The organism is Acinetobacter sp. Ac_5812 (assembly GCF_013072695.1).
GTDB lineage: Bacteria > Pseudomonadota > Gammaproteobacteria > Pseudomonadales > Moraxellaceae > Acinetobacter.
The window spans coordinates 312,470-333,820 of the sequence record NZ_LXUK01000008.1 but is presented as its reverse complement, the minus strand read 5'-3'; the positions used below and the strand labels follow the sequence as shown (position 1 = coordinate 333,820).

Annotated in this window: 22 protein-coding genes; 9 read left to right on the top strand and 13 right to left on the bottom strand. The window is 42.2% G+C overall.

Features of this window, described 5'->3' with window-relative positions; translation table 11 throughout:
- Positions 1 to 134: 134 nt before the first annotated feature.
- The 3 genes from A7P55_RS07585 to cysK all read left to right on the top strand — a co-directional run bounded on the left by A7P55_RS07585 (position 135) and on the right by cysK (position 3,704).
- A complete protein-coding gene (locus A7P55_RS07585; RefSeq protein ID WP_171551667.1) occupies positions 135 to 1,754 on the top strand; it encodes a Na/Pi symporter in 1,620 nt (539 codons plus the stop codon).
- A gap of 212 nt (positions 1,755 to 1,966) precedes the next feature.
- Positions 1,967 to 2,509, top strand: coding sequence for a GNAT family N-acetyltransferase (locus tag A7P55_RS07580; RefSeq protein WP_171551666.1), 543 nt, complete (start codon positions 1,967 to 1,969; stop codon positions 2,507 to 2,509).
- A gap of 193 nt (positions 2,510 to 2,702) precedes the next feature.
- Positions 2,703 to 3,704: a cysteine synthase A gene (gene cysK, locus A7P55_RS07575; protein ID WP_078197425.1), complete on the top strand. Its 1,002-nt coding sequence runs from the start codon at positions 2,703 to 2,705 to the stop codon at positions 3,702 to 3,704.
- A gap of 55 nt (positions 3,705 to 3,759) precedes the next feature.
- On the opposite strand, the gene A7P55_RS07570 is transcribed toward cysK, so the two are convergent.
- The 5 genes from A7P55_RS07570 to A7P55_RS07550 all read right to left on the bottom strand — a co-directional run bounded on the left by A7P55_RS07570 (position 3,760) and on the right by A7P55_RS07550 (position 6,812).
- Positions 3,760 to 4,278, bottom strand: a complete 519-nt coding sequence (locus tag A7P55_RS07570) for a transglycosylase SLT domain-containing protein (RefSeq protein WP_171551680.1) — start codon at positions 4,276 to 4,278, stop codon at positions 3,760 to 3,762.
- A 362-nt stretch (positions 4,279 to 4,640) separates the two neighbouring features.
- Complete coding sequence (locus A7P55_RS07565) at positions 4,641 to 5,204, bottom strand: transglycosylase SLT domain-containing protein (protein ID WP_171551665.1); 564 nt, start codon at positions 5,202 to 5,204, stop codon at positions 4,641 to 4,643.
- A 315-nt stretch (positions 5,205 to 5,519) separates the two neighbouring features.
- Positions 5,520 to 5,738 carry a DUF2798 domain-containing protein gene (locus A7P55_RS07560; RefSeq protein WP_016540761.1) on the bottom strand — a complete coding sequence of 73 codons (219 nt, stop codon included), beginning with the start codon at positions 5,736 to 5,738 and terminating at the stop codon, positions 5,520 to 5,522.
- A 4-nt stretch (positions 5,739 to 5,742) separates the two neighbouring features.
- Positions 5,743 to 6,309, bottom strand: coding sequence for a flavodoxin family protein (locus A7P55_RS07555; protein ID WP_171551664.1), 567 nt, complete (start codon positions 6,307 to 6,309; stop codon positions 5,743 to 5,745).
- An 11-nt stretch (positions 6,310 to 6,320) separates the two neighbouring features.
- Positions 6,321 to 6,812 carry a DUF2938 family protein gene (locus A7P55_RS07550; RefSeq protein WP_171551663.1) on the bottom strand — a complete coding sequence of 164 codons (492 nt, stop codon included), beginning with the start codon at positions 6,810 to 6,812 and terminating at the stop codon, positions 6,321 to 6,323.
- A gap of 81 nt (positions 6,813 to 6,893) precedes the next feature.
- Here A7P55_RS07550 and A7P55_RS07545 point away from each other — a divergent pair, with 81 nt between their 5' ends.
- The 6 genes from A7P55_RS07545 (at position 6,894) to A7P55_RS07520 (ending at position 13,887) form a co-directional block, all read left to right on the top strand.
- On the top strand, positions 6,894 to 7,301 hold the full coding sequence (locus tag A7P55_RS07545; protein WP_171551662.1) for a helix-turn-helix domain-containing protein: 408 nt from the start codon (positions 6,894 to 6,896) through the stop codon (positions 7,299 to 7,301).
- Positions 7,302 to 7,450: 149 nt separating this feature from the next.
- Entirely contained in the window at positions 7,451 to 8,707 is a 1,257-nt protein-coding gene (locus tag A7P55_RS07540; RefSeq protein ID WP_171551661.1) for an esterase-like activity of phytase family protein, read from the top strand.
- 78 nt (positions 8,708 to 8,785) lie between these two features.
- Positions 8,786 to 10,000 carry an MFS transporter gene (locus A7P55_RS07535; RefSeq protein ID WP_171551660.1) on the top strand — a complete coding sequence of 405 codons (1,215 nt, stop codon included), beginning with the start codon at positions 8,786 to 8,788 and terminating at the stop codon, positions 9,998 to 10,000.
- Between the two features lie 63 nt (positions 10,001 to 10,063).
- Complete coding sequence (locus A7P55_RS07530) at positions 10,064 to 10,453, top strand: hypothetical protein (RefSeq protein ID WP_171551659.1); 390 nt, start codon at positions 10,064 to 10,066, stop codon at positions 10,451 to 10,453.
- Positions 10,454 to 10,657: 204 nt separating this feature from the next.
- Positions 10,658 to 13,039 (top strand): YgiQ family radical SAM protein, encoded by a 2,382-nt coding sequence (locus A7P55_RS07525; protein ID WP_171551658.1) that lies wholly within the window; start codon positions 10,658 to 10,660, stop codon positions 13,037 to 13,039.
- A gap of 305 nt (positions 13,040 to 13,344) precedes the next feature.
- Positions 13,345 to 13,887 (top strand): DUF2726 domain-containing protein, encoded by a 543-nt coding sequence (locus tag A7P55_RS07520; RefSeq protein ID WP_171551657.1) that lies wholly within the window; start codon positions 13,345 to 13,347, stop codon positions 13,885 to 13,887.
- Here the strand turns inward: A7P55_RS07520 and A7P55_RS07515 are convergent.
- The 8 genes from A7P55_RS07515 to A7P55_RS07480 all read right to left on the bottom strand — a co-directional run bounded on the left by A7P55_RS07515 (position 13,884) and on the right by A7P55_RS07480 (position 21,344).
- The gene (locus A7P55_RS07515; RefSeq protein WP_171551656.1) at positions 13,884 to 14,240 is read right to left on the bottom strand and encodes a RidA family protein; all 357 of its coding nucleotides are present in this window, start codon (positions 14,238 to 14,240) and stop codon (positions 13,884 to 13,886) included. The two genes, A7P55_RS07520 and A7P55_RS07515, sit on opposite strands and share 4 nt — an antisense overlap.
- Before the next feature lie 74 nt (positions 14,241 to 14,314).
- Positions 14,315 to 14,518 carry a hypothetical protein gene (locus tag A7P55_RS07510; protein ID WP_171551655.1) on the bottom strand — a complete coding sequence of 68 codons (204 nt, stop codon included), beginning with the start codon at positions 14,516 to 14,518 and terminating at the stop codon, positions 14,315 to 14,317.
- Between the two features lie 61 nt (positions 14,519 to 14,579).
- Entirely contained in the window at positions 14,580 to 15,977 is a 1,398-nt protein-coding gene (creD, locus tag A7P55_RS07505; RefSeq protein WP_171551654.1) for a cell envelope integrity protein CreD, read from the bottom strand.
- A 75-nt stretch (positions 15,978 to 16,052) separates the two neighbouring features.
- Complete coding sequence (creC, locus tag A7P55_RS07500; protein WP_171551653.1) at positions 16,053 to 17,519, bottom strand: two-component system sensor histidine kinase CreC; 1,467 nt, start codon at positions 17,517 to 17,519, stop codon at positions 16,053 to 16,055.
- A gap of 2 nt (positions 17,520 to 17,521) precedes the next feature.
- Positions 17,522 to 18,241, bottom strand: a complete 720-nt coding sequence (gene creB / locus A7P55_RS07495) for a two-component system response regulator CreB (RefSeq protein WP_171551652.1) — start codon at positions 18,239 to 18,241, stop codon at positions 17,522 to 17,524.
- Positions 18,242 to 18,546: 305 nt separating this feature from the next.
- Complete coding sequence (dinB, locus tag A7P55_RS07490) at positions 18,547 to 19,614, bottom strand: DNA polymerase IV (RefSeq protein ID WP_171551651.1); 1,068 nt, start codon at positions 19,612 to 19,614, stop codon at positions 18,547 to 18,549.
- Positions 19,604 to 20,365: a glycoside hydrolase family 25 protein gene (locus A7P55_RS07485; protein ID WP_171551650.1), complete on the bottom strand. Its 762-nt coding sequence runs from the start codon at positions 20,363 to 20,365 to the stop codon at positions 19,604 to 19,606. Before A7P55_RS07485 ends, dinB begins: the two co-directional genes overlap by 11 nt.
- Positions 20,366 to 20,375: 10 nt before the next feature.
- On the bottom strand, positions 20,376 to 21,344 hold the full coding sequence (locus A7P55_RS07480; protein ID WP_171551649.1) for a hypothetical protein: 969 nt from the start codon (positions 21,342 to 21,344) through the stop codon (positions 20,376 to 20,378).
- Positions 21,345 to 21,351 lie beyond the last annotated feature (7 nt).

The following is a 21,351-nucleotide window of genomic DNA, read 5'->3' as shown; positions in this document are numbered from 1 at the left end:
CGCAGAGGGGGTGTTTTTTATGGTGGGGAGAAATATTATTAGAAATGAACCAATTCAACATTAATCAAATAGAAAAAGTGTATAAAAAGGCGATATGCTGGTTTGAAAATAGAAAATTATAACAAGGAAATGCGGTGCTTAACGTTATTGTGCAATTGATGGGTGGGATTGGTTTATTTCTTTTAGGTATGTCTTTAATGACAGACAGCTTGAAAGCAATTGCGGGGGAAGCATTACGTCAATGGTTAGTTCGCTTTACTAGTTCTCCGATCAAGGCGCTATTATCTGGAATCGGTTTAACGGTTGTGGTCCAGTCTTCGACCGCCACGACTTTGGCAACGATCGGTTTTGTCAGTGCGGGCGTATTAAGCTTTAGCCATGCAATTGGGGTAATTATTGGCGCAAATATTGGCACGACCAGTACAGGCTGGATGGTTGCTTTACTTGGCTTAAAGTTTTCCATATCTAGTTTTGCCCTGCCATTGATTGGTGTGGGTGCTTTATTAAAACTATTAGGTAAAGAAAAAATTGCTTTTATTGGGTTGGTTTTGGCGGGTTTTGGATTACTTTTTTTTGGTATTCAACTTTTACAAGATGCCATGAGTGGTGTGGCTCAGTTTATTGATCTATCCCATTGGGCTGAACCCACCATTACAATGAAATTAATCTTGGTTGTAGTGGGCATATTAATGACCATTGTATTGCAGTCATCGAGTGCGGCCATTACAACCACCTTAACCGCACTCGCGACACAAACGATTAATCTTGAACAGACACTGGCTTTGGTGATTGGTCAGAATGTCGGAACCGTAGCAACTGCTGTTTTGGCTGCGCTGGGTGCGACGACAAGTGCTAAACGCACCGCTGCTGTTCATGTTATTTTTAATGTAGTTACCGCTATTTTTGCTTTTCTTCTGTTATCCCCTCTATTTATGTGGGCATATAATCAAATCAATATCATTCATCAATTAGATCCTGTGTTATTGGTCGCAGCCTTTCATACAGCTTTTAGCTTGTTAGGGGCCTGTATTTTTATGCCTCTTTTACCTCGTTTTGAGCAGCTGATTGTTCGCTTATTACCAGAAAAGGAACTTTCTTCAACCCGCTATTTAGATGAATCACTTTATAGTGTTCCTGCCTTGGCGATTGCGACAGCTGAACGTGTGTTGTTGCAATCAATTGCTGATATCTATGGCATTGTGGTGCGTTGTATCCGTGGTGAAATGGTTGCTACGTTGGTGAAGACTGATGAATTTGATCGTATTTTGACTAAAGTTGAACATTATCTAGATCAAATGACGGTTCCACAGTCTGTTGCAGATCAACATCGTTTAATCATCTTATTAAGATTGGTGGTTTATGTTCGTGTTCTACGTAATGATTTAAATGATGTAGCTCATATTGAAAACATTCAGAATCAAACGATTGTTTATGCTTTAGCACAACATTTTGCAGGAACTCTTGAGCAAAATATTCCCTATTTGTTACAAGAGCCCTTTCTAAAAATACCTGAAAGTTTCGTCAATGATTTATCTTTAATTGCTCAGGAAATGAAAGAAAAACAAGAGTTTGTAAGGCAGAGAATTATTGAAGATGCTGCCAATCGGAACGTCTCTGCGACCCATACCTTGGAACTATTGGCTGCCCAGAGATGGTTGGAACATTTGATGATTCATTGTGAGCGAGTGGGGATTTTATTGAGTGATACAACGCAAACATTGGTCGATGAGGAATTGGATTTAATTCAGCAATAAAGTTGGCTAATTGTGTAAAACTAAAGTCAGCCTTTCAAGCTAGATATTCTTTGGCTGAATAGTTCAGGGGGGATTATCTTGATTCAATTATTTTTAATATTAAAAATGAGACGGAAATTTCATTTCTTATCAGTCATCCTTTTAGCTAGAAATACTTCATGCCAGTCCAATCTTTGCTTAAGATATGAGTAGTTTCCGCTGAGTCTATCCCTATGCAGTTTAAAATTATCGCGGCTCGAGACCTGAATGAACAAGCGCGACAACAGATTGCTGAGCTATGTTTTACTGCTTTTGATGAAGACCCTTGGAGTCAATATGCCTTCATGCAAACAGCTGTTCATCTCGTTGCTATCTTGGATGATAAGATTGTGTCACATGCTTTATGGACGGATAGAATTTTCATTATTCATGGCAGCGTTAAGGTGAGAACCGCTTATGTTGAATATGTGACGACTGATGCAATGATGCGGGGAAAAGGGCTTGCATCACAGTTATTAAGATATTTGATCGAAGCTTTAACTCATATGGGTTATGAACTTACTGCATTACAACCTGAAGATGTGACATTCTATAAAAAATTAGGTTGGACGCCTTGGTTAGGCGATTTATATATTCAGCAAGATAGGTCTACTTATCTGACGGATGAGAATGAAATCATGCTATATCCGTTGAGCATTCGGCTGAAAGCGTTGCTATCACATTGTACAGTTGATGATACGATTTGCACCGAGTGGCGTGAGGGTGAGCTTTGGTAGCTGCTAATCACTAAACTATTCATCTATAAAATGATTTTAATGAGCAAAGGGAAGCAAATCAGGATAAAATCAATTCTAATTTTATCCTATTGAAAATGATAACTTTTCATAAATCTTAACGTTTTCTACTTTCCTCCTTGGCTGACATGCCTATAATGATTAAGAATCATTCCAAATCTAATAAGGAAATAACATGTCGACCGATCAGCAATTTCCAACACCTGCCAACCTCGGTATTGCCGTTTATTCAAATAATGCCGAAGCCATTGGTAACACACCTTTAGTCCGTATCAATCGCCTGATTAAAACGGGTGCAACGGTACTGGCAAAAGTAGAAAGCCGTAACCCTGCATTCTCAGTGAAATGTCGTATTGGTGCAGCGTTGATTGCAGATGCGGAAAAACGTGGTGTACTTAAAACAGGTATGCATATTGTTGAGCCGACCAGTGGTAATACAGGGATTGCTTTAGCGTTTGTTGCAGCAGCCAAAGGTTATCCGATTACCTTAACCATGCCAGCCAGTATGAGCTTAGAGCGTCGAAAAGTACTAAAAGCTTTAGGTGCAGATCTAGTGCTGACTGATCCTGCCAAAGGTATGAAAGGTGCAGTTGATGAGGCTGTTCGTTTGGCCACTGAAAATCCAGAACAATATTTCTTGCCACAGCAGTTTGAGAATCCAGCCAATCCACAAATTCATACCGACACCACTGGTCCTGAAATTTGGCAAGCCACCAATGGTCAAGTCGATATTTTGGTTGCTGGTGTGGGAACGGGTGGAACCATTACGGGTATTTCACGTTATTTTGAACAAGTTCAGAATAAACCATTGTATTCAGTTGCGGTTGAACCTGCGGAATCACCAATCATCACTCAAACCAAACGTGGTGAAAGCATCACACCTGCACCACACAAAATTCAGGGAATTGGTGCGAATTTTATTCCTAAAAACTTGGACCTAGATCTCGTTGATGAAGTACTGCCTGTGAATAGCGCAGATGCCATTGAGTGGGCAAGAAAGTGTGCAACTCAGGAAGGGATCTTGGTCGGTATTTCGAGTGGTGCGGCATTGGCAGCAGCAGCACAAATTGCAGAACGTCCTGAAAATGCAGGCAAAACCATTGTCGTGATCTTGCCAGATAGTGGTGAGCGTTATTTATCTTCAGTCTTATTTGAAGGTTTGTTTGACGAAGCTTAATTTCGTTATTCAGCCCAATAAAAAACCATGCTTGATGCATGGTTTTTTATTGATTTTAAAGGGCTTTCTTTAGTGTTTTTTCATGACGTTTGACTGAACGTGCATATTTTTTGGCTTTATGACGCGTCCAGAAACTACGTTCGTAGCCTGTTGGTCCGACATTGTAATAGGCCACAGCTTTAGACCAACTGCCAGCAGATCTATAGTAGGTCGAGAGCACATGTGCACCACAGTTAATATTGACATTCTCATCATAGAGATTGCCTGGACAAGACTGACGCCAATGGCTGGAAATAATTTGAGTTAAACCGATGGCACCTGTTGGTGAACGCGCAGAGCTGTTGTAGTTCGATTCTTGGCGGATCAGGGCTGCAAGTAAAGTTGGAGATACATCATAACGCTCGGCACTTTGAATAATCATCGGCGATAAGCGATTGGCCGTAGTCGGGGAAACTGAATAGGCATTTTGTAAGCCTGATGAAAGTTGATTCGAGCGGTTGGCAAAGGACCCGCTTAAACTGCTACAGGCAGATAGACTGATGGCAAACACAACAAGGCTGATCTTGAAAATAATAGAGGCAAACGGTTTGAAGGTCGTATGTTGATCAGAAGAAGTCGATGTGATGTGCAAAACCAGAACCCGATACCAAACAGAAGTATAAGGATGGTATGCACTCAGTTTAGGGGAGTCAATAGCAGTTATTTTACAGTAATAATTGAATTTAAGCGGGTCATAAAAAAGCCCCGACATCCTGTCGAGGCTTTCTCATATTTGGTTTCTTGCCGCTAACTCCTGTCAACGAGCACGTCCTGTATTTCTTGTTGTTCTGAATGAGACATCCTGTCTCTTTATGGTTTATAGATTAGAGCAGTTGAGTCATCTCTGGTATTCGCTAATCACCACAATTTCTGTAGGTTTTGACTGACAACAAGTGTTTATAGCGCTTCTTTTAAGCTTTGTTCATGGCGTTTAACCGAACTGGCATAGCGTTCAGCTTGCTGGCGCATATACGGGCTTCTTCTGTAACCTGTAGGACCAACATTGTAATAGCCGAGAGCTTTTGCCCAATCACCTGTCGATTGATAATAGTTTGCCAGAATATAGGCACCACAATTGATGTTAACCTGTTCATCATATAAATCACCAGGGCAAAACTGTTGCCAGAATTTTGGGCGCACTTGGGTTAAACCTACGGCATCTGCTGAAGAGCGTGCACGAGTTCTATAGCTAGACTCTTGACGGATCAGCGCAGCCAATAAATGTGGTGAAATATTGTGGCGCTCAGCTGTTTGCAGAATGATGGGAGCAACCCGATTGGCGGTTGTTGGTGATACTGAAAAAGCGTTTTGAATACCAGAAGACAGTTTTTGGGAGTGATTGACTGTAGGTGCTTTGGTTGTGGTACACGCGACAGTGAAGTAAGTACTTAAAAAAATAAGGCTCAATTTAGCAAAAGGAATGTGAAAGCGAGAAAAAGAAAATTTGTTGTAAATTATCATCGTGAAACAATTTGACCGTCATCTATAAAACATGCGGATGGTAGGGAGCAAGTCGATAACAGTCAATGCAATCTGTAGGGGTAAATCGTTTAATTTTAGATATTCAGCTGAATAAAAAAGCCCCGACATCCTGTCGAGGCTTTCTCATATTTGGTTTGTTGCCGTCAACTCCTGTCAACGACCACATCCTGTGTGTCTTATTATTCTGAATGAGACATCCTGTCTCTCTATGATTGATATATTAGTGAATTTATCTCATTAGGTGTATTCGCCAATCACCACAGTCACTGTAGGCTTTTGCTTACAAAACGCACATTAACGTTTCTTGAGAATCCAGCCCACCAGTCTTTGTGCAATTGGCGCGCAGACCAATACGCTAGGAAAGGCAAACATCCACGCCACAATCCATGCTGACATCCACATCGAAAAGAAGTGATCGATGAAGCCAACTGCCTTCAATGTGGTGATGCCTGAGATTAAAAAAGACATCATGCAGGATAGAATGAGTGGAAATAATAAACTTGCTGCTTTCACTTGATCATGTTCCTTGATATGCATTTAAGCTGAATGCAAAGTTTTGTCCAAATAACTGGGCAGTTTTAATATCGCCAACATCAAAAGCATCTGCCGCGCTGGCATGTTCAGCTTGGGCCATCAGGCCAGACCATGACCCGAGACGATTGGCTGCTTGCGTGTACGGAACACCTTGATGTTGCTCAGGTAAAATAGGATTGCCGACCCATATCATACCGTGTTGCATCGAAAAGGTGAAAAGTGAAATCAGAGTGGATTGTTTATCCCCTGCGGGCAGTGAGGAAACCGTAAATCCTGCGGCTAATTTTCCTTTAAATGCCTGCTTCTTCCATAGGGGCCCAGTGGCATCCATTAGTTGTTTGAATGTGCCTGACACACCACCCAAATAGGTTGGTGAGCCCCAAATCAGTCCATCATAGTGACACAGTAATTCAGGTTGCGACATTAACTGTTCAGCGGTGAATAGATCAATTTTAATCTGCTCAATTTGTGCTGCACCGAGTTGAATCTGTTGGGCAATAAATTGGGTATGACCCTGACGGCTATGATAAATAATAGCAATGGATTTCATGGTTGGACTCCTCAGTAAAATAATGCAAGCAATAGCGCGCTGAGATATAAACCGCAGCCGAAAATAGCGTGGTTAACCAGACTTCGTAGACAGTTATGTAAAGGCTGCGCAGTTTTAGCGGAGGCAATACCTGACCCCATAGCCGGTTGCATGATGAAAAAGGGAATAAGCACCGTGATCACCCCGAAAATAAAGGCAGAGGTGAATTGTGGTTGCAATAACCATGCTTCTCCTACCATAAGGATAAAGCTAAATGCAAAGAGGATACCGACACTGTAATGTGCCAGCCAACCCAAGGCATATTCCTGTCGAATGGCAGGACTTTGCGCAATCGATTGATGCCAGAATTTGCCTCGAAACATCCAACCGACCCAACGGCCCAGTAAGGCAAAATTTAAGCTTGGAAGATTGAGTCTTTTTAACAGCAATAGCCACATATCCATCATCAGCGTGGCACCGATACCTAAGCATAGGATTTGAAATAACAGTTCCGCAGTTTCCATTTTTTCACCTTGATCTTTTTTGCATAAAACGCGATAAAGAGAGTGTGCAAGTTCAAGTCAACTTGAAGTCAAGAGGTATTTATGGATATTGGAGAAGTTGCAAAAAGAGCAAATGTTGCAACATCGACTTTACGTTTTTATGAAGAGAAAGGGCTGATTAAGTCGATTGGCCGTTCTGGACTACGCCGACAATACGGTAAACAAGTGTTAGATCAACTAGCATTAATTGCTTTGGGGCGGGCGGCAGGTTTTTCCTTAACTGAAATTGCACATATGTTTGGAGAAAATGGTCAGCCTGAATTGGATCGAGCTATGCTCAATGAGAAAGCAGAACAACTAGAGCAGATGACCCGACGTTTGCACTTTATTAGCGAGGGACTGAGACATGCCGCGGTATGTCCTGCAGAGAATCATATGCAGTGTCCAACCTTTCGAAAGTTTTTAAAAGCGGCGATTGCAGGCGAATATCAACCGACTAAACTTGACTAAGATCGAAGTTATGTCAGTGCTTGTGATAGACAAAAAAAGCATTGCGTTACATTGTCATCTTTTCGCCATAAAGACTTCATTTTATTGCAGTAAAAGCGTCATAAAAACTTGTTTTAATTTGCCTAATTTTTTACCAAATGTATAAAACCATGAACAAGAAAACTTTATTGGCTTTATTCTGCTGTAGCACTTTGGGTTTAACTGCCTGTAATAATGATGACAATAATCAAGATCAGAATACATCGACTGAGAAAGTCACAGAGCCCACGCTGATTTCTTTCGCCAAGCTTCCTGTCGCAACTTATGCCGCTGGACCAGATTCAGGTAAAGCGGTGAGCGGCGCTAATGGCATCTATCCACCCTTTAAGGGACAACCCGTACAGGGCTTTTCTGCAGCCTTAAAAAATCAGGATGGCAGTTATATGGCCATGGCCGATAATGGTTTTGGCACACAGGATAATTCAGCTGATTTCTTATTACGCATTTATAAAATCAAAGCCGATTTTAAAACCAAGAGCAAAGGCACAGGACAGGTACAAGTACAAAGCTTCATTCAATTACGAGATCCGAATAATTTGGTTCCTTTTGATATTGTAAATGGTAATACGCCAGAACGCTTATTGACAGGGGCGGACTTTGATCCTGAATCAATGCAACGTGCGCCAGATGGTAGCTATTGGATTGGTGATGAATTTGGTCCATTCTTATTACATTTTTCCGCAGAGGGCGTGTTGCTCGATGCACCGATTGCTTTGCCCAATCCATTTAATCCGAGCCAAGAGTTACGCTCTCCGCAAAACCAGCTAAATAAAGCCAATATCAATTATGTTGAGCCATTGGTGGGGCGCAGTAGTGGTTTTGAAGGGATGGCGATTTCACCTGATGGCAAATATCTGTATCCACTACTGGAAAAACCATTGCTGAATGATTCAACAGGTAGGCTGCTGATCTCTCAATTTGATCTGCAGAAGAAAGCCTATACGGGTGTTTATTATTGGTTCGTACTGGATAGTAAAGCCACCAATATTGGCGACTTCCAATTGTTTAATGACAAAGAAGGTCTCATTATTGAGCGCGATGTGAGTCAAAATAATCTCGGTGGCCATAAGAAATTGATTCGGATTAAATTTAATGAGCCGAAACAAGTGGTGGCACGTGAAGACTTGGTTGATTTAATCAAGATTGCCAATCCTAATGGATTATATGGCGCAGCACGGGAAGGGGATATTGGGACAGGTCAGGTATTTGCCTTCCCATTTGAAACCATTGAGGATGTGATTATTGAAAATGGCACTACTTTGACGGTATTGAATGACAATAATTTCCCCGGTTCATCAGGACGCAATGCCAAACTTCCCGATGATAATGAGATGATTCAGATTCGCCTGCCTAAAGCATTATTTTAAACATTTGATAAAAATGGCCGAAATGATCATTCCGCATTTTGGCTGAGGGCGTATACTGGTCGGGCATAAGGAGTCCTCATGTCTGAATCAGTGCTGCGCCCAACCCATATCGAGTATGGTTCAAAATCGTTTACTGCGATTTTATGGTCATTGTTCTTTGCAGGTTTTGCGTCGTTTTCATCGCTGTACTGTGTACAGCCAATGATGCCGATTTTTGCACACTTCTTTCATGTCAGCCCGACCCACAGTAGTTTCCCCTTATCCTTTTCCACCATCGCACTGGCGATTGGCTTGCTGTTCACGGGTTTTATTTCTGACCGTTTTGGGCGTAAACCGATCATGGTATGTGCCTTATTTTTGGTCTCGATTTTATTGCTGATTAGTGCTTCTTTTCCAATATGGGAAATCTTTTTAAGTACCCGTGTTTTGATTGGCTTAGCAGTCAGTGGGGTTGCCGCTGTGGCAATGACCTATATCGGAGAAGAGATTGCACAGAAGGATATCGGTTTTGCGATGGGGCTATATATCTCAGGCACAGCGATTGGCGGTATGGGGGGGCGTCTGATTGCGGGTGTTTTGGTCGATTTTATTTCTTGGCAATCGGCAACCTATATTATTGGTTTTCTGAATTTGGTGATTGCTTGCTTATTCTATCTGTTATTGCCCAAATCACAGCATTTCAAACCGTTTCCATTCCGATTTTCACGTTTTAAAGCCGCGTTTGAGCAAAATTTAAAAGATCCGAAACTACGCATTCTATTTGCCCAAGGCTTTATTCTGATGGGCTGTCTGGTGACCGTATTTAACTATATCAGTTACCACTTATTAGAAGCGCCCTTTCATTTATCGCAAACATGGATCGGCCTGATTTCAATTGCTTATTTGGCAGGAATTTATAGTTCACCCAAAGCCGCACAATGGGGCTTTAAGTATGGGCGCGATAAAGTGTTGCCTGTGTTATTGGTGATGATGATGATCGGTCTGTTTATTACCTTGATCCCATCGCTTTGGACCATTTTACTAGGTCTTACAATTTTTACCTTTTCATTTTTTGCAGCACATTCGACTGCAAGTAGCTGGGTCTCGGTTCAGGCCGTACAGTATCGTGCAGTCGCTTCCTCATTATATTTATTTTGCTATTACATTGGCTCAAGTTTACTTGGCAGTAGTGGTGGATTGGTCTGGGAGAACTATGGTTGGACGGGAATAAACTTCATGGTGGCGGTGGTTTTAGCACTTGGGCTTTTTTTAGCATTGCGGTTGAGATCTTTGTCGATGCGGCAATCGGATTGACTTTGCTTTTTATGGTTTATGCTTTAGAGTTTTCCTTAATAAATCAAAAATTAAAGTATTAGAATGACAAGGGTTAAACAGATATGGATTGTGTTCCTGATCATTATTTCGTTAATGATCAGTTTTGCTATGGGAGCGTTGACCGCAGGCTTAAAGCATTGGTTTCAACCTTTGGTTAGCATGCAAATTTCAAATCAAAGTGGGCAAACCATCAGTATGCTTAAACTGTCTGTAAAAACAGCAGGCGTTCAGCATCAAATCTTTTTTCAGCCACTCGAAAATAACAAGACAATCGCAACCCAGTTCTTTGTACAAGGAGAGGGTGGATATCGACTAGAAGTAACTTTGGCGAATGGTCAGACAGTTTCAGGAGGTCGAGGCTATATTGAGTCGGGTTATACGGTCAAAGAGGTGGTTCGATCAAATGGAATAAGTAGCGCTGTTTCCTATTAATTAAAAGTCTAGTTTGGTGCTCAAACTTACTTTCTGATTAAACTTTATACAAATAATTTGTTATCCCCTTGTTCCTGAATGTTTTATAAACAGGGAAAATGAATGAAATTCATGTTAAAATGATCGGCTTTCATTTTAGGGGTTAAAATACCGCCAACCCCGATAGATGTCTCTCCTTCATCTGCTAGCCGAGATTCGCAAGCCATGTCTACTGCCTACACCATGCAGACCGCGCCAAAAGCGTTGTTTGATTACGACAAATATTGGGCGTCGTGTTTTGAACCCGCACCATTTTTGCCGATGTCACGAGAAGAAATGGATCTACTCGGCTGGGATGCATGTGACTTTATTTTAGTGTGTGGCGATGCCTATATCGACCATCCATCTTTTGTCTCGGGCGTAATTGGGCGTGTGCTTGAAGCACAAGGTTTTCGTGTCGGAATCATCGCGCAACCAGACTGGACCAATGTCGAGAGTTTCCGTGTTTTAGGTAAGCCAACCATTGCATGGGGTGTGACCGCAGGGAATATGGATTCGATGATCAACCGTTATACGGCAGATCGTAAAATCCGCTCTGATGATGCCTATTCACCTAATAATGAAGCGAATAAACGCCCAGATCGCGCAGCAACGGTTTACTGTCAGCGTTGCCGTGAGGCATTTCCTGACGTTCCAGTCTTACTTGGTGGTATTGAAGGCAGCTTACGTCGTATCGCACATTATGACTATTGGTCAGATAAAGTTCGTCGTTCAATTTTGATGGACTCTAAAGCTGATTTATTGATGTATGGCAATGGTGAGCGTGCCATTATCGACGTGATGCATCGTTTAGCCAAAGGTGAAAAAGTTCACGAAATTACTGATGTTCGTGGTACTGCATTTATTATCAATAAACATAATAAAAAATCGAAAGCAAAATTCGTTGAAATCGCCAGTAACGATGTCGATAGCATTGGGCGTGTGGATCAGATCATTAACCCTTATGTGATGACTGAAGATATTGATGGCTGTGAAGTTGAAAAAGAAAAAGGCAACTCACTGGCTCAATACCAGAACTTCCAAAAAGAATTTGTGGCAAATCCAATCGTACGTGAAGGCGACAATCTAGATCCAGATACGCAGATCGTACAGCTAAAACCTGCACCATCAAAAGCGATTAAACATAAATTACCACCACGAGAATTGGCGGTAATCCGTTTACCTTCTTATGAAGAAGTGGCTGAGGATCAGGTGCTCTATGCACATGCCAACCGTATTTTGCATTTGGAAACCAACCCAGGTAATGCACGTGCATTGGTGCAACGTCATGGTGAACGTGATGTCTGGATCAATCCACCGCCAATTCCTCTGACCACTGAGGAAATGGACTATGTGTTTGATTTACCTTATGCACGCTTACCGCATCCTGCTTATGGCAATGCGCGCTTTCCTGCCTTTGATATGATCAAATTCTCTGTGAATATCATGCGCGGTTGTTTTGGTGGTTGTACTTTCTGTTCGATTACCGAGCATGAAGGCCGTATTATCCAAAACCGTTCGGAAGATTCAATTTTACGTGAAATTGAAAAGATCCGTGATACTGCACCTAACTTCACTGGGATTATTTCGGATTTAGGTGGTCCAACGGCGAACATGTACCGTTTGCATTGCCAAGACCCTGAAATTGAAAAGAATTGCCGTAAACCATCGTGTGTTTATCCAGGTGTTTGTCAGAACTTACATACCGACCATGCACCTTTGGTTCAGCTTTATCGGAAAGCACGTGAAATCAAAGGGGTGAAGAAGATTCTGATTGGTTCGGGTCTGCGTTATGACCTTGCGGTCCTAAACCCTGAATATGTCAAAGAATTGGTCCAGCACCATGTCGGTGGCTACCTGAAAATTGCGCCTGAGCATACCGAAAATGGCCCATTATCCAAGATGATGAAACCAGGTATCGGGACTTATGATCGCTTTAAGCAAATGTTTGAGCGTTTCAGTAAGGAAGCAGGTAAGGAACAGTATTTAATTCCATACTTTATTGCCGCACATCCAGGTACCACCGATTACGACATGATGAATCTGGCGATTTGGTTGAAGAAAAATGGCTTCCGTGCCGATCAGGTACAGACCTTCTATCCATCACCTATGGCAACTGCAACCACCATGTATTACTCAGGCAAAAATCCATTGTCTAAGGTGGCACGTTATACTGAAAATGTGGATATTGTGAAAGGCGAAAAGCGTCGTCGTCTGCATAAGGCATTCTTACGCTACCATGATCCAAATAACTGGCCTTTATTGCGTGAAGCTTTGAAAGAGATGGGGCGTGTAGATTTAATCGGAAATTCAAAGCAGCATTTGATTCCAACTTATCAGCCACAAGGTACAGCTGAAGGTGAATATAAATCAGCACGTAAGAAGAATTCTTCTGTCGCAGGAGATTCTGCAAAACGTGGCCAAGGTCAGTCTCGTTCACCGTCAGGTCAACAGCGTCCGCAAAAAGGGCAGCTATTGACGCAACATAATGGTTTACCACCACGTGAAACGGGTGAGAAAAGACCATTTTCAGGAAAACCAAAGTCTAAAACCAAAGTACCTCGTTAATTGGGTATTGAAGAAGGCATGAGAGCGTTCATGCCTTCTTTTTTATGCCTAAATGGTCATGTGGTCACAATTTGATCGCAAAACTATCGCGCATAGAAACATAAACTGACAATAACGACTTGAATCTTGGCAAACGAATGATTATAAATAAAGTGCAGAGGGCTATTACGACTTTGGTCGTCTAGGAAAACACGATTAAAAAACTTAAGTTTGCACTGCAAAATGACTTTGCTATCGATGTTCTTGATTAAAAAAATTGGCATAAAGCCAAATGATTATAAAAAATCTAAAGGGATTAGTTAGAAATGTATTATTTTATAACAACAGTTGGGTTGCTGTTAATCACAGCACTTGCACTTCGTCGCTTACAACAAAATAGGCGTCAGGACAGTCCACTCAAACGCCGTGGTATTTTAAATATTGCGGAGCAAATTACCTTGATGCGTTTACAAGCTGTATTACCACGCCATACCGTTTTGGCGCATGTGTCTTTTGATGCTTTACTGACCACTAAATTTGCGCACACGCGCCGTAAGTATCAAGGTTTGGTCGCAGATTTCGTCATTTTAGATCAGCAGCATCAAGTGCTTGCGATTATTGAAATTGCAGACGAATCTTATGTGAACCGCCTGCATCAAAAGCATTATCAAGATAGTTTACTTGAATTGGCAGGCTATCGTGTACTGCGTTATAGCAGCATTCCAACTGAACAAGAACTCAGAGAAGATTTAGTGCCAGATCTGTTTGAGCCTACCGCTATTTCAGCGGCAGGTACCTCAGCATCGATGTCGATGCCTAAAGCAGATCGACTGATGAAATATAATGAATTCGCATTTAAATCTTATTAATCTGGGCGAACCGCAGTGACCGTCATTTCAACCAAAACATCAGGTGTGTAGAGTTTAGATTCTACACAGGTACGTGCTGGGGGATGTCCCTCAGCAATCCATGCATCCCATACTGCATTCATGGCTGCATAATCTTTTTCAATGTCTTTTAAAAAGATCAGTACAGATAAAATATGGGTTTTATCTGTACCTGCTTCCGCCAATAAACGATCAACATTATCTAAGGTCTGCTGTGTCTGTGCGGTTACATCAACGCTGGTATCATCAGCCAATTGACCTGCTAAATGAACAAGATTTCCTGAAATTGCAACTTCGCAATAACGTGATGTGACATGAAGGCGTTGCACAGACATAGTGATTCCCTAATTGAAAAGTATAGTCGGGATTGTACTTGATGCTATTCAGCTGCAATGTAATTTTCTATAAATCAGGCTAAAAAAGTTTCTATTCCCATTAAGTTACGATGTTTGAAAACCAAAATGCAGCGTTGTTGTGGGCAAATAATAATATTTCCCAGATTCAAAAACTGGATTTTAGCCTGTCGTAATTGATTCAGACAGCTTGCAATCGAGCTATGTAAAGGACATAACTGTTTGAGTTGCTTTAACGCTAAATAAGTTGTTTGGTACACGGTCTTATTCCTTATCAATACAGTGAAAAGGGGCGAAGACAATACTCTGCCCTATGTATTTTTATTGGCTTTGTTGTTCGGATTGATACCAATTGACATGACGGGTGATGAACATGACACAGGCAATCAGGATGAAGGACAGGATCGAACCAAATAAGAAGGTCTTGCCACTGGATTGCAGCAACAGATACATCATGCCGTAGAGCACACCGAGTAGAATCCCGAATAACAGCGCAGGCTTAATCCCGTTGACCACAAAATATAAATACCATGTGATGAGACCGACACAAGCGATTGCTGCCGCTAGATAGGCGAGTGCGAAGGCGTAATATTCACTGATCGAAAGTAACAGCACGAAGAACACACCTTGTGCCATCGCAACCAAGGCATATTGCACAGGATGGATTTTGAGTTGTTTTAAAATCTCAAACAGGAAGAAGCAACCAAAGGTAATGATGATCACCATCACACCATATTTAATAGCACGATCAGTTTGGGTATAGATATTTACAGCTTCTAAGAATTGAGTGGAAATGCCAGAAATATTTGCTGGTGTGCCTGTATCGTATGTTTCCACCGCTGCTGTTGGTGCTGGATCTTGAGCATTTAAAATTTTATAAAAGCACTGGCTATTTTCACATAGTGACACATTTTCTAAATTGCGTTTACCCAGTGCGATATTTTTCCAATCTGCCTGAAATTGGCGTTTTTCACTGGATTTTTTAAAGGGAAGGCTTTGCCCATCATATTTAACATCGCCCCAGTTACCTGTGGCTTGATAGGTCATTTCATAACTGGTTGGAATGAAGGTGAATTCACTGAGTCCTTCAAGCTCGAATTGTAGACCAAACTTAAAACCCTGCTGGAACTTTTGTACCAGTTCAGGGTATTGCTTAGCGGTCAGATGCATCAGGTCAAAACCACGTTGTCCTTGGCTTTGCTCAGAAAATTCGAACTTATAGGCCTTACCATCAATATTGAAGATTGGTTTGGCATTCAGCCCTCGTGCATCTTGGATCGGAAAAATAATTTCAGCCTGTTCCCATAGATAATTACGCTTTGCTTCGTTATCGATGGCCTTAAATGTACCTTTGCCTGACATCGAGTTTTGATAGCTGATCGCTTTATAAATATTGCGTCTATAGGTACTGTCCGAAACTTTAAATTGTGCACTCCAGTCGGTCGTTTCAGCACCTATCGCCACAAATAGGGTCTGAGTACAGGTATAGCTTTTCTTTTGTTCATCGGTACAGGTGGTTTGCACTTGATAGGGAACTTTTAAATAGGGTGCAACGATTTGCTGTGGACGAATTTGTTCATTGGCAATGTCGCGAATGACTTGTTGTTGATAGCTTTGGCGTTCTGAGACCAAGCTCGAAATAAAAAACAAACCAATATAAAAAATCAAAATCAGGAACAGAATGGCTCCGATTTTAAGGTTGATAAAATTGCGACGCATATGGAATTCCATGATCATTAGGATATGACCAGTATCTACATGCGATATGCGCTTCGGATGAGCTCGGTTTGAAGCTTAAGTGAAGTTTGTGTGAAGTGTGAGGGTCAAGAGCACACCAGATCGATGTATTGCTAAGAAGTCGAGGCGATTCGCTTCAATATTCTGGATGCTAATCTGACCGTGGTGCTGTTGAATAATCTGCTTGACGATACTGAGCCCAATGCCTGTACTGCGTTGCTGATTATGCGGACGCGGTAGAGAAAAATAGGTTTCAAATACACGGTTTAAGGCGTATTCAGGAATCGCATCGCCCTCATTAAAAAACAGCAAGGTGATGCTTTGATGGCTTAGGTCTTGCTGAAGTTGAACTGCGATTTTTCCTTGCGGTGGGCAGAAATCTCTGGCGTTGTCTAAGAGGTTATTCAGCGCTTGTTTTAGCCAAAATGGATCGGCATGGATCAAGCTGTGTTCGGGCAGATCAAGCTGGGTTTGGATTTGTTTCAGTTGCAGTGCACTGTGCTGTTGCTGAAAACATTGTTGAATCAGGTGATTCAGATCGACCGATTGAAACTCTAAAACATGCTGATTTTTTTCGAGTCGTGTTAATAACAACATCCGTTCAATCAAGGACTGCAAACGCTGGCTTTGTTCAACAATATGCAGCGCAAATTGTTGCTGATCGGCCAGTGGTAAATCATCCTGTAGTAATTCAGCGCTGGCTTGTATCGCGGTGAGAGGGCTTTTTAGTTCATGGGTCAATGTATTGACATAGTTCTCGACATAGCCTCGGTCTTCTAGTTTTTCCCGCATTTCACTCAATGCTTGGGTCACCTGATTGAGTTCTTTGGCGGAATAGAAGAAGGGCGCTTGATTCACGGGAGCCAATGCCTGTGCATAGCGTCGAACGCGATCAATACTATGTCTTAGCCAATAGGCCACCATACTGGCCAAGAGCAGGCTGAGTGCTGCAATCCAGAGGGCTTGATAAATCAGTTGCTGCTCAGCACGTTCGATATAGGGCTGTACCGACTGATTGGGTTTACCAATACTGACCACACCGAGCAATTGCTGTTGGTAAATAATCGGCGCTGCAATATGCATGACACTGCTGTTGCGGTCATAGGGATTGGTTGCGGTTGAGCGTGCACCGTATTTACCACGCAGTGTTAAGTAGACATCATTCCATCTGGAATAGTCTTGCCCAACAGCTTGTCCTTCGGAGTCGTAGATCACGATACCTTGGGGATCGGTAATGTACAGTTGTTGATTAATTTGCTCTTTGCGATGCTGCCAAATGGTGGCATTCAGTTGGCGGGACAAAGCTGCCTGAATTTTTTGATCAAATTCTGGCGTATCAACCTGATGTTGATAGACATCTTCTGCAATCAGTTGGGCAATGATATTGGCATTTTCAGCGAGGGTATCTTCAACCACCTGCCGTACATTCGGTTTGACTTGCTGGGTCAGGGTATAGGCGATAAAACCTAGACTCAATACCACCACTAAGCTAAAGAAAAACCAGATACGGACGAAAATGGACATTTTTAGCTCAACTTCATCAAGCTATAGCCAAAACCACGATGGGTGCGAATTGGATCATCATCTGGGGTAATCTGTTTGAGCTTGTGTCTTAAACTTTTAATATGCGTATCGACAGTACGTTCTAAGCTATGTTCAGGATATTCCCAAATATGATCCATCAGTTGTTGGCGGCTAAACACCTGTTCTGGATGCTGAATCAGTAAAAATAACAAGCGGTATTCATAGCGAGTCAGTTGTAGTGCTTGTTGATGATAATGAATCTGCAAGGACTGTGGGTGACATGACCAAATTGCCGATTGCACAATAACTTCCGTTTTCGTCGCTGCTACAGAGGCTGTAACAGGCTGAGCTTGATTTTCCATTCTGCGCCAAATGGCTTTGATTCTGGCCACAATTTCTCGTGCACTAAAGGGCTTGCTGCAGTAATCATCCGCCCCAATTTCGAGACCAACCACCCGATCAATTTCATCATCACGGGCTGTTAAAAACAGTAAAGGTGTTTGGTATTTTTGACGTAATTGTTTGCAGACTTCAAATCCATTCAGGTCGGGGAGACCCACATCTAAAATAATGAAATCAAAAGACTGTTGTGCCAGTAATTGCAGTGCTTGTGTGCCTGTATTGGCCCAACTGACGCTCCAGCCTTCACGCTCGAGTGCATAACGTAGCGGTAGGACGATTGCGGCTTCATCTTCAACACAAAGAATTTGTTTTTGCTTCATAAGGCATGTACATACAGAATTTTCTAGTTTTATTTGCTGAGTTTAACTGAAGTTATGACGGTGCATAGTGGGAAATATGGAATTTTTTATAGGAAGAAGAGGATAGAGAAAGAAGACCTGAAGTGCCCTGTAATCTTCGGATTTGATCGTCACGCCAACCACAGGAGCAGATGCTAAAAGTGAGGTTTTCTTTAGCAAAGCAAATAACAAGGATAATGTTACTGCGTTGCTTAGAGTACTGAAAACTGGATAAAAAGCAAACATAATTTTCAGCATGGATTGTGCTTTTGTGTAAAAAAACAGCACTACCACAAAGAAAGCTGTGATTCTTCTTCTAGAGTCTGTAACTGATATATCCCGACGCCGACCAGACGGAATTGGAATTCTGGGTCAATATGCATTTCATCGAGCAGTTGTAGTACCACTTGTCCCAAGTCTTGTTGCGATTGCAGCGCCTGCTTAAAGCTTTTACTGTGCTGTAAGACTTGGAAATTTTTAAGTTTGAGTTTGACAGTCACACCACGCGCGGTTAATTGTTTTTTATTCAGGCTGCGCCAGACTTGTTCGGTCAAAGGCTGCCATGCATGGCTGCATTGAGCAAGGGTGTAATCCTCATCAAAAGTAATTTCCTTGGAAATCTGCTGACGTTCCCGTTCTGCCTTGACAGGACGATGATCTATGCCTTGCGCATATAAATACAGCTGTTTGCCGTATTTACCAAAATGATGAATCAACACATTTTCGTCGATTTTTTGCAGATCGCCCAAAGTATGTAAATTCAGTTGCTGCAAGCGTTCTTGAGTGACTTTGCCCACCCCAGGAATTTTATTCAAGGTCAAATCTTGAATAAAACGTAGCACTTGATTGGGTTTAATCACAAATAAACCATTGGGCTTGTTCCAATCCGAGGCAATTTTTGCCAAGAACTTATTCGGTGCTACGCCTGCGGACGCGGTCAGTCCTGTGACCGCAAAAATATCAGCACGGATTTGTGCTGCGACTTCGGTGGCACTGGCGATATTCTTTAAGTTCTCAGTCACGTCCAGATAGGCTTCATCTAAAGACAGTGGTTCAATCAAGGGCGTGTATTGCTGAAAAATCTGATGAATTTGCGCCGAAACTTCGCGGTATTTTTCAAAATTGGGTTCAATCACGATGACTTGCGGACAGAGTTTTTTGGCTTGTCCCATCGACATGGCAGAACGGAGTCCAAAGACACGGGCAGGATAAGACGCGGCGGCAATGACGGCCCGAGGATGGTGTGAAGAAATCACCACAGGTAAATCTTTTAGTTCAGGATGTTCTCTAAGTTCAACTGAGGCATAGAAGGCATCCATGTCGATATGGATGATTTTGCGTAGCTCATTTGCCATCATCAATGCCTTGTTGTTTTAGAAATATTCGCCATTGTTTCGGCGATTCGGCATAGACATTTAAATCGACCGCTTTGGGAACACCTGTAATTTTGCCTTGGCTACTGTGCTGCCAAAACAGCCATTGTCGACCATCTTTGAGCTCAGGTTTACCGTCATAGTCTCTGACCCATAAGGGAGTGTTGTTAAAGTTCCCCATCAAGACAATATGATAAAAGCTTTTAGAAATATAAAAAATCGGCTGTTTGCCGTAATGCTGTTGCAGTTGGTCATGCATGACCTGAATTTCTTTGAGTAGCTGCTCTTTGGTATAGGTATTGATGCAGTTACTGTCATATTCTAAATCAATCACAGGCGGCAGAGCATCGGCCTTTTTCGGAACAGTCGCAATAAAATTTTCGGCTTGGATGGCGCCATCACGACACAGGCGATAGAAATGGTAAGCGCCCACATGCAGACCTTGTTCACGCGCCTTTAACCAATTTTGCTGAAAGTTACGATCTTTAAAATCACCGCCTTCAGTTGCTTTGAGATAGACGAATTGATATTGCATCGGCGAGATTTTCTTCCAGTTAATCTCACCTTGATGATGGGACACATCAAAGCCGCGAATGGAATAATCTTGTGCCGAGGCTTTCTGCTGATAAAACAAACCAAAGTAGCTGACCACACCCAGCATGACCGCTAAACCGATACTGGCATAAGTCGGATAATGTGGTGTCGATGGAAATTTTGCAGATTTTTTTGCCATATCGTTTGTGTTATGCGATGTTTAAGCGAGTGTCAGATTTACAGTATTGGTCATGTAGAGATTGTACTCGCTTCGCCTTCATGTGGGTGAACTGACTGCCTAATTGTGCCACAAATTTGCATGATGCATAGTTCTCGGCTTGTTTCTGATAGTCTCGAAGCCAGTTTTCACGGATCGCTAAACGTGCTTCACTCACTGGCCAGACGCCGAGTGTTAAGCGATTCACACCAATTCTCCAAGGCTTTGGGCTGATTCTGGCTCGGAAACAATTTTGATTTTTACACATTCGGACGTAGTTAGGATCCGCATGAATGGCATTGAATAATAATTGAGCTTCATCACTTTTAGGTTCAAAGGTCTGATGCATTGCCAAAACACGATAACCTTTTGGCGTGAGATAAACGCGCAAATGCCATGTGGGGTGCTGTTGAGAGAAATCTTGAATTGATGCAAATGCACGCTGTTCTGGTGTTCCAAATAACTTGCTTTGTAAGTAAAACAGTCCTTTGCCAACCAGCCCTGTCAAGATGAGGGAAACAATCACTCCGACTCCCAAGATCATCCATGAACCTAGGTAAACAGCCCCAATACTCGTGACTAGCATTAACAATAAAAAAGCTAATAGATATAGTCTAAATCGAGGTACGTATTCGAAATCGATATCTGCAAATAACACATCTGGGGTATTTAAGCATAATGCGCCGTAGGAATTTCGCGTGATAATGACATCGTCATGCTGAGCAATAATCTGTTCTCTGATTGGTACGCCTTCGGCACCATTGTAGGGAACTTTATGGTCGATTCTTCGAATATTTTCACCAGCCTTGATCCTTTCAATTGCCTCGGCAACACGTTGCTCGGCATGAGATTGCGCTGCTTCAAGGCTTTGATCTGACCAACCAAAGCGTTTAATGGTGTATTGTCGCCCTGCAATCTTGGTTTTTGTTTTAGCTTCTGCCCAATGCTGTGGAACGATCATTTTATTT